Below are 12,714 nucleotides of genomic sequence, written 5' to 3' on the forward strand. Positions count from 1 at the left end.
TGCGTTATGGATGGATCGTCAATTGATTTAGTGACACGGATACTATAGAAAGCTACTGAGGCGCGGTCAGCTGTTCCTTGAGCAATCGGATGGTAGCCTCATATTGCACAAGCCCCACTTGCATACACAAACGCTGTGCAGGTGAGATCTGTTCGCCAAATTGCTTCATCTGGCGCTGCAGCTCGGCATACAGCAACTCTTTACGATTCAGCTCCGACCGGACCCACCCTGCGACAGTATCTTCATCCGCCAGCTCTCCGAAATACAGACGCATCAGAAAATCAGAACGGAACACCTCTGCTTCCAGTGGACTCATCAAATAGGTATTGAACTCCGCAGACCCTTCCGGTGTTAAGGTATACACATTTTTGTCAGGTTTCCCTTCTTGTCTAACGGATTCTTTGGTTAACAACCCTGACTTTTCCATCTTCGCAAGTGTGGGATAAATGGTGCCAAAGCTGGCATCGAAGAAAAATGAAAAATATTGTTCAAAGTATTGCTTGATCTCATATCCGGAACATGGCTGATTGTGCAGTATTCCGAGGATGACATGCTGCGTGTTCATCGGTGTACCGCTCCTTTCCAATTGCTCTTAACGTATCACATCCTCCCTTATACGTTCAACATCATCAGACGTTCACGGATTGGCTTATCCGGCAAAAGGGGGCTTATCGTTATCCATGTTATCCACGATCAGGTGAAGGCAGGTTTCCAGTCAGAGCGACAGGTGTCGCAGCAGTCTTGGACTCCAAAGGTATGCCGGATTGTGCAGGACCTGAGCGTTTAATCCATGTGCACACCGCTCCCAAAACCAACGTCGCCGCTCCAATCACTACCAGAAGCAGAACATCATGACTAATCCCATCTCCGCCAAGTACCAGATTCATCATACCCTCCACCGCGTAGGTTGCCGGCAGATAATGACCTATCTGTTGATAGAAGTCAGGCATGACATCGCGCGGAATGGTTGCGCCTGATGACAACATCAGCAGAGGCAACAAGGCACTGTTTAACCATGCTCCAGCATTTCCAAGCAGCAGCAAGCTCAATTGCGCCACGAATACAAAAGATAAAGTAATCAACAACTGAAATAGCCATAACATCCACCATCCATCTGCTGATGATACTCCCATAACATGCATCATCCCCGCTCCAACAAGCGATACGATAAATGCAGCACCAACATTGATGATATTGCGCGCCCAGAAACGTTCCCATTTCCCTGCCCTGCTACTGAGTTCACCAGAAACCTTTTGCAGATTCATGCCAAGCAGCATTGCACCTGTAAACGTAGCTGTCACAATCAACATTGGTACCATAGAAAAAGCAAAGTTATGAACTGGATTCAGTCGTTCCACTTCTGCCTCCACCCGGGAAGATAACCCCGCCGCCATCGTATTCGCCTGATCGGCAGCCATACCTGATTGATTCAGCACTCCCCGAATGCTGTTTTGCTGTACTTCACGGTTCAACGTCGCTGTAACTTGTGCGGACACGGTCTGCATCACACTTTTTACGGTAGCCACGTTGGATTCATTCATTACATACTTCACTGCCACCGGGCCCGACAAGTCTCCCGCCTGCTGCATGAAACCGGATGGAATCTCGATAATCATGTATACGTCCCGGTCCGTTAACATCTGTCTGGCTTCTTCCATAGTTGCCGAAGGTTTAATCGCGAAATGAAGCCCCTCTGCAAGAGACTTTGCCACAGGCTCAGCCGCAGCCCCATCTTCATTTACGATGGTCACAGCAAGCTGATTCATCCGTGCATTTACCTGATCATATCCACTAAGCCAAATGGTATTAAAAAAAACCTGGAACAGTACGGCTGTAATTAACCCGACTACTGTAGCTCCATTTTTCAAAAACAGAAGACTCGTTTGAAAAACACTTTTCATGTTATCCATCTCCTTAATTTGTATAACTTATTCTCGATCTTATATATCGTGTTGATATATGACAATAAATAATATATCTAAACGATATATAAACGTCAATACCTTTTTATTTTTCTTTGTTGGAACAACAAAAAAGCCGATACGCTTCTTCACCAGGAAGAATTCGTATCGGCTTTTTTATCAAGATGGGAGCAGATCATTACCGTTAATGATCAAGCTCCACGAATTAAATTCAGTTCATGTACGTTCATGCATGTTACGCCTTGGCTTCTGGTTCATTTTCAGCAGGAGACTCAGCTTCAATCTCAGGCTCCGCACGCTTCGCCTTCGGTTTAGCAAGCTTCTCCATCATTTTCCGTCCTGTCGGTGTTTGGGCAAGCCCACCTTGGGCCGTTTCACGGTGCCTGCTCGGCATCGCACTGCCCACTTCCAGCATGACATCAATGACTTCGTCAGAAGGAATGGCACTTCGTACCCCGGCCAGCGCCATGTCGGCCGCAGCCAACGCAGTTACGGCACCCAGTCCGTTACGCACGATGCACGGAATTTCCACGAGGCCTGCGACGGGATCGCAGATAAGGCCTAATGTATTTTTTAACGCGAGGCCAACCGCATGAACCACTTGCTCCGGCGTCCCTCCACGCAGCTCCACCATGGCTCCAGCGGCCATACCGATGGCAGAACCCACTTCAGCCTGACAGCCACCCTCGGCACCGGAGATAAATGAATTGTTGGCAATGACATAACCAATCGCTCCCGCACAGAACAGACCGTTCACCAGATGCTCGTCACTCCAGCCAAAACGCTCTTGGGAGCTTATAAACACACCCGGAATGATGCCGCAAGAACCGGCTGTTGGTGTGGCAACGATCCGGCCCATGGAGGCATTCACTTCCGATACACAAAGGGCATACGCCATGGCCAGTGCAGAAGCATCTCCAGAACAAGTCTCACCTTTACGAATGTACTCAGCCATTTTTTTGCCGTCTCCGCCAGTCAAACCGCTGCGTGATGTCGTATCTTCTGTCAGCCCTTTGTGTACAGCTTCCTTCATCACCTGATAGTAATCCGACATCTGCCGTACAACATCCGCTTCCGGGATATTCGTCTCCTGAACCTGCTCTTCGATCATCAGCTCGGCGATGGTTTTGGATTCTGCTGTACAGATGGTATTCAGTTCATGTAGATGTTTAAACCGCATCAGGCTCGACCCCTCTCTTCAAATCAATCACGCGAATGTCCAGCATATGATCCAGTGACCGCAGACGGTTCAACATCTCAGGATTCGGCACACCATCCATCTCCATCGCTGTTAATGCTTCACCATCCCGGGCTTTCCGATCCACTTGCATGTACCCGATGTTCACCCCGGACGAACTGATGGTGGAGGTTACGGAAGCGAGCACTCCTGCTTTGTCCGAATGGCGCAGTACAAGTGTGGGAAACTCTCCGCTGATCTGTACACGAAAATCATTCAATGCATGCACCGATACACTACCTCCGCCAATGGAAGCACCAATTAGTGAGCATTGACGGTCTCCATGCCACAGTTCAATCTTGACCGTATTCGGATGAGGAGCAGGCAGGCCGCTTGTAAAAAACTCTACCTCCATACCCACTTCCTCTGCATATTGTTCTGCATCCGGTATACGTGGATCATCAGTCACATAATCAAGCAGGCCACCGATTAACGCAAGATCCGTACCATGCCCCTGATACGTATCGGCGAACGAGCCATACAGTGTTAATCGAGCGCGTTCAGGCGTGCACCCCAGCCACTGACGGGCAATTCGCCCCAATCTTGCCGCTCCAGCCGTATGTGAACTTGATGGACCTGTCATGGACGGACCAATAATTGAAAAAACGTCTTTAAAACGCATCGCAAACCCTCCATTTATAATCGTCATTTTCATCCAGACGTACACCCATAATGTTCCTTTATTACTGAATGATGACATCAAAAAAGGACAGAAGAAGGCCCTAGGCCCTCTCTCTGTCCTCGATACCTGAGAGTTTCATGATAAGCAGCGCGGCGGATCGATGCAATCCCTGTATTCACAGGTGATGTCACCCTGCACACCGTGCTGTTTGACCATATACCCCTTGGGTGGCGCAGTTTCGCGCACTCTCCAGAGTTGCGTCCAACGATGGTACATTTACCTGAGAGATTAACCACTGCGCCGGGTGCGTAGCAGCTTGCTCCTTCGGTGCCCGACAGCTGCCATTTTACTCGACATGCCCAGGTCTCTCCCGCTCGCTATCATTCGCTGTATGGAACCATTCTGATCTTGTAACAGAACGATAATTGAAGTTTTTAATACTTTCTCATTAAGATTAATCGACCGGAAGATCAGTGTCAACAAACTTAACGATTTCTTTGTGAATATTTGCTTTTTTCCATTTTATACACTAAATAAATTAACGAACTGTAAACTTTCATCACATGAATGTGTTAATGCGTTTCATCTCGAAAGCGTATACATTGTTCATTTTCTATTAGTGACTATCAGTGTTTAATACTATTTATGTTATGTTCCACAGAACGGTTCGGGTATTCAGGTAACCTTTATTCTGTACTAGAATTGCCGTATTTCTGCCTGTCACCCCACCATCGCCTTGGGCTTCGATGGTTCATCGTAATACCTGCTTCGGGAAGGAAGCATACTCGTCACCCACAATCCCAACGCAGCCAGCAGCATAACCCCGGATACAACTGTATATACCATACGAAGTGACAACTGCTCGGCCACTACGCCTGCAATCAAAATGGAAGCCACCTGTAGCATACTTAACACTAGTCCAAGTACACTGCTCATTCGCCCCATCAGATCGACAGGGATATTATTTTGATAAAAGGTAACCAGGCCCGTATTCGCCAGTGCGGAGCACAGACCGAGCAGAATAAAGGCAACCGCCGCCAGCTCAAACGAGAATGAACGGGAGAACAGAAAATAACCCAGCGCGACCAGAAGTACACCGCCACCCATCATGTAACGGATCGGCAAATGTTTGGCGAACATCCAAACCAGCATGGAACCTGCCAAATAACCGATTCCGGTGATACTCATTAATGCTCCGTACTGTGATTCAGGCAGGTTCATCACCTGACGGATAAACACCACTTCCTGAGCATCCAGCGACATGCCGACCACCAGAATAATCTGGAACAGGGCATATATACCGACCACGTAGCCCGACTTTCGGCTGAAGCTCAGTACAGCTCTCCAATCCTGGGCAATCATCCGAGGTGTGAGTCTGCTTCCCGTCCCTATATTCTGTTCTCCAATGCCCAGTTTGGGAAGAAACATTAGAATCAACGCAGAAGCAGCAAAAGAAACCGCATTGGCATAAATGGCTGCCGCCGGAGATAAATAAATTAGCATCACTCCTGCAACTGCTGGGCCGGTAATAAATGCCCCTGAGCTGATCAGGGCTTGTAGGGAATTGAAGCGCTTGCGCCGTTCAGCAGGTACCAACCGGGTAATGTATACCTGAGAGGAAGGGACAAATATAGATGAAGACATGCTGATCAGAAACATCACTGCGTACATCATCCATAGGCTGGACATCAGTGGGAGCGCCGCCACCAACAATGCCCGTAGCATATCAGCACCAATCATCAGCTGTCGCTGATCATAACGATCAATCAGGCTGCCTGACCAAAACTTAGTGCACACCGAAGCAATCGGCGAGATAATCCACAACCCTGCGACTGCCGCTGGAGACTGTGTCATATTCAATACCATCAGGTTGATCGCCACAATATATATGAAATCACCCAGATTGGATATGCCCACTCCGCTAAGTAGCAATCCGGCATGCTTCCAGCCACCAGACTGCCCCTTCGATGCAACTCTCTTTGCACGAATGTTCTTCATAGCGCTACCCACCCACTAGAAATCACAAATTATAACTCATAGAAAATACTCTCGTTCTGCAGATATGGTCTACAAAATTTGCTGCATATAAGAGGCATCCGCTCTTTCATCCATTCGTACCTGGACTCATTCTCCATCTGAAATGCAAAATAGCCGAACGTAAAGATCAGCATGAATCCTTCCATTAACCGAATATCACGCTTCGTCAGTGGTCCTGTCTGCTCCGTATATCCCGATAGGAAGACATCCCGTTCCTCCCGATTGAAAATCGTAGCCGCACCTCCGGCATCAAAGAGATAGTAGCCATAACCGTATAAACAAAAATCAATCATAGATATACCCTGATCCGTCACTAGCAGATTGCCGCGGGTAATATCTCCGTGAATTACTCCCCATGTCTCGGCATTGTGCGGATACGTTTCGAGTTGCCCGTTAATGTTCTCAAACGTCTCACGAATCAGATCGAAATCTTCAGGAGTAAAGATACCACGTCTAACGCCTTCCTCCAATTGCTCCAACATGACCAGATTCTCTTTGATCGAGCCATAGGCTGGTCTTACTCCCATTTGCTCTAAGGCAGGGCTATCGTTATATATATCTGAGATGATCGCCTTATCAGCGTGCTGTTCACGGTCATTCGTCTGCTGCCCGCTTTCAGACTTCAGTGAACCCACCTGAGGCTCAGGAGCTCCCGTTGGTCGTCGTCCATATTGGTGCAACGTCTGCAACTGTACGCCCAAATCATGAATCTGCGCTGTTGTCAGACGTTCTCCCTGCTTAATATCCCTGCCCTCAATCCATTCCAGAACAGTACAACAGATCTCTTCTCCTGCTTCGTCCAACCAGACGGTGACCCACTCATCCGATGTATTGCGTACAGGAGTCTGCACCCGCAATGGTCTGGTAGCCCGTAATGTATAAAGTAGATTCATCTCTGCTTCAAGTGCAGGTCGTGTATGCTGGATGCCCGTCATGCTTGCAAAAGCGGCTTTATGTATACGCAATAGGTACTTCTCTCCGGTTGATTCATCAACCACCTGATACGTTAGATTTTCATTATGTCGGATAAAGGAAATTGCAGGCTTTTCTATGGAATAATGCGAGATAATTTCAGTTGCCATGGTGTCATGGGCAATCTTATGGGTAGTTATGATCCACATCTCCTTCTCTTATCAAATTAAAGGTGGTGCTCACAAATATCGTAGCATGATTGTTTTTATTTTGGCAAACTATTCCATATGTAGAATGATGTAAAAAAGCATAACCCCCGAACGACCTCGCCCGAGTGTTATGCTTCCTTCTATCTCTATAAATCTATCTCGATCTCATACTCCATCCAATTTAACAGTTAACCGAAACGTCCCATAATATATTCTTGAGTCAGACGATTGTCCGGGTTGGTGAAAATATGTTCCGTATCCCCGTGCTCAATCATGCTTCCCAGATAAAAATAAGCTGTATAATCCGAGATGCGTGCCGCCTGCTGCATATTATGGGTAACAATTACGATCCGCAGCTCCTTCTTGAGCTCCGAGATCAACTCCTCCACCTTACCCGTTGATACCGGGTCAAGCGCAGATGCCGGCTCATCGAGCAGCAAAATCTGCGGATCAACCGACAACGCGCGGGCGATACAGAGCCGCTGCTGTTGCCCACCCGAAAGGGCCAGGGCAGATTCATTCAGTCTGTCCTTCACTTCGTCCCAGAGCGCAGCGCGACGCAAGCTTTTTTCCACAATTTCATCCAGTGCCTTCTTGTTCTTAATACCGCGGTAGCGGGGGCCAAACGCGATATTGTTGTAGATAGACTTGTGGAAAGGGTTCGGCTTCTGCCACACCATGCCGATCTTCTGACGGAGTTTGATTACATCTGTGCCCGGCTCATTCAGATCATTGCCATCCATCCAGATATGTCCCTCGGTGCGGGAACCGGCAATCTCGTCGTTCATTCGGTTGAGCGACCGCAGGAACGTGGATTTACCACAGCCGGATGGTCCAATGAGTGCCGTTACACTGGCTTCGGGAAAAGTCAGGCTGATCTGCTTAACTGCCTGAAAATGCCCATAATATATGCTTAACTGTTCCGTACCAAAAGGTATGGCCATGTTGGTTCCTCCTTATTTCGAAGCTGTCATGCGGCGGTAAACCACCCGACCGATCCAGCGTGCACTGAGATTGAACGCCAGTACGAGAAGTACAAGCACGGCTGAAGCGCCAGCTGCTACTTCTTTGGAATCCGGGCCAATGCCTTCACTGTTTACTTTCCAGATGTGCACAGCTAACGTCTCTGCCGGACGCAATGGATTGATCGGCGATCTTGGACTCGTTGGATTCCAGTCCGTGAAGTCCAGCGGTGGACTACTCATACCTGCTGTGAACATCAGGGCTGCTGCTTCACCGAAGATCCGGCCCGATGCCAGGATCGTACCCGTGATTAAGCTTGGCAATGCCACAGGCAGCAGAATGGAGGTGATAATTTTCCATTTGGACAATCCGAGTGCAAGACCCGCTTCCTTCTGCTCTTTCGGAACGGCCCGGAACGCTTGCTCCGTTGTCCGCACCATGAGTGGAAGATTGAATATAGCCAAGGCCATGGCACCCGATAATAAGGAGAATCCAAGACCAAATGTATTAACAATTAACAAGAGTCCGAACAAACCAATAACGATAGATGGGAACGAGGATAACACTTCGACAACGAGTCGAATAAAACTTGTGATCCGGCCCGGCTTGGCGTACTCAGCCATATAAATACCGCCGCCCCATCCGAGCGGAATCGTAATAATCAAGGTCAGAACAAGCAGGAATATTGAGTTGAATAATTGCGGTCCAATCCCGCCTCCACCTTTGAGCAGCTGTGGTGCACTGGTCAGGAAGTGCCAGTTAATCTGCCCAATCCCACGTACCAGAATGAAGCCAAGCAAACCGAGCAAGAGAACAACAATGAACAGCGCCAGAACAACGATAACGGATGTGGCAACTTTATCTACCGTTTTAGCCTTCATTTTCATACCCGGTTCCTCCTTTCAAGCAGGCGAACCAGAATGACGAAGACAAAGGTCATCACCAGCAGGACAAGCGCCATACTCCACAGTGCATTATTATGAACAGATCCCATCGTGGTGTTACCCATACTCAGGGTGATTACACTCGTTAACGTTGAAGCCGATTCGAGCAGTGATGTCGGTACATGTGGTGCATTCCCGATGACCATCTGTACGGCAAGAGCTTCACCAAATGCGCGTGCCATACCAAGTACAATCCCTGTCAGCAAAGCTGGAAGAACCGTCGGGATAATGACACGGTAGATCGTTTGCCAGCGTGTTGCCCCCAGTGCGTAGGACGATTCACGCAGACCTTTCGGCAGTGCAGACAGTGCATCTGCCATAATACTTGTTACGGTAGGCAAAATCATAACAGACAGAACCAAACATCCGGCTGCAATCCCGACGCCGGCTCCGCCAAACATGCTGCGCAATAAAGGAACGATAACACTGAGACCGATAAACCCGTACACAACGGAAGGAATACCGGACAGCAGCTCAATCGCAGGTTGCAATATCTTTTTACCTTTACCTGGTACAATCTCGGTCATGAAGAGCGCTGCACACAAGCTAAGTGGACTTGCAATCAGAGCTGCAAGTAATGTTGTTATGAATGAACCGGTAATGAACGGCAACGCTCCATAGGCAGCAGGTTCTCCCGTTGGATTCCACGTTTTTCCGGTTAAAAATTCGCGCATACTCACGCCATCCTGGAAAAAGGTCGACAAGCCTTTGGACGCTACAAAATAAACGATGGAAAACATGACAACGATCAGGAAAACGACACAAATCGACGTATAGATCCGTCCCGTCCACTCTTCCCAATAATGCTTCTCTCTCAAGGGCCGGCGCGGTTTCAACTTGTTGTTCATTACCGTTCCCCCTTCGGTCTGTTCCATAACAACCATCCTTCTATAGTAGAATTCATGCAAAATATGGGATTAATCCAGAGCAAACCGCGCAAAGAGGCAGGACCTGGGTCCGCCTCTCTCGCTGTATGCGCAAGTTCAAAGATTATTGAGTCACAGTGCCTGCTGCGTCACGTTTTACTTTCATGCCGGATACCGGGATGTAACCAAGCTCCGTCACGTCGTTTTGTTGAATTTCGTCACTCAGGATGTAGTCGAGGAATGCTTTTGTTGCTGCATCCGGGTCACCTTTGGTGTACATGTGCTCGTAAGCCCATACCGGATAAGTTCCTGCTTCTACGTTTTCAACCGTTGCTTCTACACCTTCGTATTTCAAAACTTGCAGGCTGTCATCCAGGTAGGACAGAGCCAAGTAACCAATTGCGCCCGGCGTTTCAGCTACGAGCTTTTTAACTGTACCAGAGGAATCTTCCTGAATAGAACCTTGGATATCTTCCACTTTTGTTCCCAGTGCAAAGTTCTCGAATGTTGCACGAGTACCGGAGCTGCTAGGACGGTTTACGATAACGATGGCTTGATCTTTACCGCCAACATCTTTCCAGTTTGTGATTTTACCAGAGAAAATGTCGATCAGTTGTTGCTTCGTCAAATCTTGTACACCTGCATCTTTGTTGCTTACTGGAGCGATGGCTACAACAGCCACTTGGTGATCTTTCAGTTCGCTTACTTTTGCTGCGTCATCGATTTTCTCTTCTGCAAATACGTCAGAGTTACCGATTGTAGCTTGTCCTTCGGATACTTGTGTCAAACCAGTACCACTACCGCCGCCTTGCACTTGTACCATCACGTTCTTATATTCATCAACTGCCATAAATTTTTGTCCAGCTTGCTCTACCAGAGGTTGCAGTGCTGTTGATCCAACAGCGAGAATGTTACCACTAAGTTCAGTAGCAGTTTCTCCTGTGGAATTATTGCTTCCCTCTGTACCAGCGTCATTTTTCGATCCGCATGCTGCGAGTACCAGTACGAACGTTAAGGTCATCAAAATGAACGGCAACTTTTTAAACATGTTTTGTTTTCCTCCCCCAAATTAGTGACGGCGATTTGCTTTTATTTTTGTTCACCATCAACTCTTTATTCATTGTAGTTGCGTTATGTCATCTCAAAATCAATGTTTTGTAAACGCAATGTTAAAAATGTTTACTGTGGATTGAAATACATCTGTGACAAATTGCGCTGAAGTGGCCGCTCCGGGAACGGACGTTGTTTCAATCGCTGTTATCCCCGGATTTATATGATTTACTTTTCTCAAGGAATACATCCGGGGATAAAGGCGAACGCTTCGCTTTTACACAATCGTTCCGTTCCCTGCGCTGTGTCAGCGCTGGTTGTGTCTCAGGCATTTTAATCCTCAGACTGGGGATGGCAAAAAAGAAGGCCAGCACTGTAGAAGGCTGGCCATTGTGTACATAGAGAATTTGTTTCTTCTATAGAAGAATCAAAAAAACTGCTTCATAGCTGGTTGGTAGCACCAGCGCATGAGAGCAGCTTTTTACAATAAGTTGGATCATATGATGATTGCTAAAGTAAAATGCGATTTTACTAACTCAGAATCCATAACCATAATGCCAATCCGGCCAAGGTGATTAATAGTGTGGGAATGGTTAAGATTATGCCTGCCTTGAAATAATATCCCCATGTAATCTTTACACCTTTGCGGGACAGCACATGCAGCCACAGTAATGTGGCAAGTGAACCGATTGGCGTCATTTTGGGACCCAAGTCGGAACCGATCACATTGGCATAGATCAGCGCCTCACGCACAATACCTTCGGTGTGTGCACCCTGAATCGCCAATGCGTTAATTAACACGGTGGGCAGATTGTTCATTACGGATGACAATATCGCTGCGATCATGCCCATCCCCACTGAGGCAGCTAACAGACCATGGTCTGCGATGGCATCTAGCCAACGGCTCAAGTGATCGGTTAAACCGGCATTACGTAACCCATACACCACGATATACATGCCCACCGAGAACACGACAATGGACCATGGTGCTTCTTTAATCACGCGTTTCAGGTCCACAGCTTCGCTCTTTCTTGCCAATATGGCGAACAAAAGAGCTACGGCGCCGACGATAACCGATACGGGAATCGGCAAAAACTCACTGGAGGCATAGGCCACGAGCAGCAGCACCAGCATGAACCAGGCGATGCGGAACATCCGCGGATCACGAATAGCTTCCCGTGGATCACGTGCTGCAGAAATATCGTAGCGAAGCGGGATGCTTTTGCGATAAAACAAGAACAGCATCCCGGTACTCGCCACGATGGAAAAGAGATTAGGCACAATCATCCGCACCGCATATTCCACAAATGTAATACCGAAATAATCCGCAGATACGATATTCACCAGGTTGCTGACGACCAGCGGCAACGACGTTGTATCCGCGATAAATCCACTAGCCATAACAAAGGCAAGTACCATGCGCTCATCGAACTTCAATGCACGTACCATCGCGAGCACAATCGGGGTGAGGATTAGCGCTGCACCATCATTGGCGAAGAGCGCCGACACCGCCGCGCCGAGCAAAATGGAATAGATAAAGAGCCTACGTCCATTTCCTCCTGCCAACCTTGCCATATGAAGAGCGGCCCATTCGAAGAAACCTGTCTCATCGAGTATTAATGAAATCATGATAATGCCGACAAAAGCGAGCGTTGCATTCCATACAATGGATGCCACATCAGATGCATCGTTCAGACTGACGACACCACACATCAATGCTAGCAGAGCCCCACCCATGGCGGACCAACCAATACCTAATCCGCGTGGTTGCCAGATAACCAATGTGATGGTCAGGACAAAAATCAGAATTGCTACAAATGTCATAAAGCCTCCTGCGCCGCTGTATTCATCATGTTTTGGAGCATGATATGAGAATGGCCTGCCAGATATGATTACACTGCAATTATTGCGGATAAACCAGACGCTATAGTTATACAGGGCTGCAGGAGAAA

The 12,714-nt window shown here is 47.9% G+C and carries 11 protein-coding genes and 1 riboswitch; all 11 genes read right to left on the bottom strand.

Annotated elements, in window-relative coordinates; all coding sequences use genetic code 11:
* Window positions 1-52 precede the first annotated feature (52 nt).
* Window positions 53-565, bottom strand: coding sequence for a PadR family transcriptional regulator (locus BUA17_RS21440; RefSeq protein ID WP_063566211.1), 513 nt, complete (start codon window positions 563-565; stop codon window positions 53-55).
* Between the two features lie 118 nt (window positions 566-683).
* On the bottom strand, window positions 684-1,901 hold the full coding sequence (locus BUA17_RS21445) for a YhgE/Pip domain-containing protein (RefSeq protein ID WP_072734930.1): 1,218 nt from the start codon (window positions 1,899-1,901) through the stop codon (window positions 684-686).
* 256 nt (window positions 1,902-2,157) lie between these two features.
* Window positions 2,158-3,102, bottom strand: a complete 945-nt coding sequence (sdaAA, locus tag BUA17_RS21450) for an L-serine ammonia-lyase, iron-sulfur-dependent, subunit alpha (protein WP_064642635.1) — start codon at window positions 3,100-3,102, stop codon at window positions 2,158-2,160.
* A complete protein-coding gene (sdaAB, locus tag BUA17_RS21455; protein WP_064642637.1) occupies window positions 3,092-3,781 on the bottom strand; it encodes an L-serine ammonia-lyase, iron-sulfur-dependent subunit beta in 690 nt (229 codons plus the stop codon). Before sdaAB ends, sdaAA begins: the two co-directional genes overlap by 11 nt.
* 259 nt (window positions 3,782-4,040) lie before the next feature.
* Window positions 4,041-4,164, bottom strand: a riboswitch (glycine riboswitch).
* A 337-nt stretch (window positions 4,165-4,501) separates the two neighbouring features.
* Window positions 4,502-5,779: an MFS transporter gene (locus BUA17_RS21460; RefSeq protein WP_072734931.1), complete on the bottom strand. Its 1,278-nt coding sequence runs from the start codon at window positions 5,777-5,779 to the stop codon at window positions 4,502-4,504.
* A 29-nt stretch (window positions 5,780-5,808) separates the two neighbouring features.
* Window positions 5,809-6,939: a phosphotransferase enzyme family protein gene (locus tag BUA17_RS21465; protein WP_072734932.1), complete on the bottom strand. Its 1,131-nt coding sequence runs from the start codon at window positions 6,937-6,939 to the stop codon at window positions 5,809-5,811.
* Between the two features lie 188 nt (window positions 6,940-7,127).
* Entirely contained in the window at window positions 7,128-7,883 is a 756-nt protein-coding gene (gene pstB / locus BUA17_RS21470; RefSeq protein ID WP_063566217.1) for a phosphate ABC transporter ATP-binding protein PstB, read from the bottom strand.
* 12 nt (window positions 7,884-7,895) lie between these two features.
* Complete coding sequence (pstA, locus tag BUA17_RS21475) at window positions 7,896-8,783, bottom strand: phosphate ABC transporter permease PstA (protein WP_063566305.1); 888 nt, start codon at window positions 8,781-8,783, stop codon at window positions 7,896-7,898.
* A gap of 2 nt (window positions 8,784-8,785) precedes the next feature.
* Window positions 8,786-9,694 (bottom strand): phosphate ABC transporter permease subunit PstC, encoded by a 909-nt coding sequence (gene pstC, locus BUA17_RS21480; RefSeq protein WP_090810399.1) that lies wholly within the window; start codon window positions 9,692-9,694, stop codon window positions 8,786-8,788.
* Window positions 9,695-9,836: 142 nt separating this feature from the next.
* Window positions 9,837-10,760, bottom strand: a complete 924-nt coding sequence (locus BUA17_RS21485) for a phosphate ABC transporter substrate-binding protein (RefSeq protein WP_063566219.1) — start codon at window positions 10,758-10,760, stop codon at window positions 9,837-9,839.
* A gap of 533 nt (window positions 10,761-11,293) precedes the next feature.
* Complete coding sequence (locus tag BUA17_RS21490) at window positions 11,294-12,586, bottom strand: arsenic transporter (RefSeq protein ID WP_072734933.1); 1,293 nt, start codon at window positions 12,584-12,586, stop codon at window positions 11,294-11,296.
* Window positions 12,587-12,714: the final 128 nt, after the last annotated feature.

The organism is Paenibacillus sp. ov031, assembly GCF_900143165.1.
GTDB lineage: Bacteria > Bacillota > Bacilli > Paenibacillales > Paenibacillaceae > Paenibacillus > Paenibacillus marchantiae.

Bases quoted from the DNA above. Each gene is read 5' to 3' on its own strand.
- pstA (WP_063566305.1), bottom strand. From the start codon at position 8,783: ATGAAGGCTAAAACGGTAGATAAAGTTGCCACATCCGTTATCGTTGTT.
- BUA17_RS21490 (WP_072734933.1), bottom strand. From the start codon at position 12,586: ATGACATTTGTAGCAATTCTGATTTTTGTCCTGACCATCACATTGGTT.
- pstC (WP_090810399.1), bottom strand. From the start codon at position 9,694: ATGAACAACAAGTTGAAACCGCGCCGGCCCTTGAGAGAGAAGCATTAT.
- pstB (WP_063566217.1), bottom strand. From the start codon at position 7,883: ATGGCCATACCTTTTGGTACGGAACAGTTAAGCATATATTATGGGCAT.
- sdaAB (WP_064642637.1), bottom strand. From the start codon at position 3,781: ATGCGTTTTAAAGACGTTTTTTCAATTATTGGTCCGTCCATGACAGGT.
- sdaAA (WP_064642635.1), bottom strand. From the start codon at position 3,102: ATGCGGTTTAAACATCTACATGAACTGAATACCATCTGTACAGCAGAA.
- BUA17_RS21445 (WP_072734930.1), bottom strand. From the start codon at position 1,901: ATGAAAAGTGTTTTTCAAACGAGTCTTCTGTTTTTGAAAAATGGAGCT.
- BUA17_RS21485 (WP_063566219.1), bottom strand. From the start codon at position 10,760: ATGTTTAAAAAGTTGCCGTTCATTTTGATGACCTTAACGTTCGTACTG.
- BUA17_RS21465 (WP_072734932.1), bottom strand. From the start codon at position 6,939: ATGTGGATCATAACTACCCATAAGATTGCCCATGACACCATGGCAACT.
- BUA17_RS21440 (WP_063566211.1), bottom strand. From the start codon at position 565: ATGAACACGCAGCATGTCATCCTCGGAATACTGCACAATCAGCCATGT.
- BUA17_RS21460 (WP_072734931.1), bottom strand. From the start codon at position 5,779: ATGAAGAACATTCGTGCAAAGAGAGTTGCATCGAAGGGGCAGTCTGGT.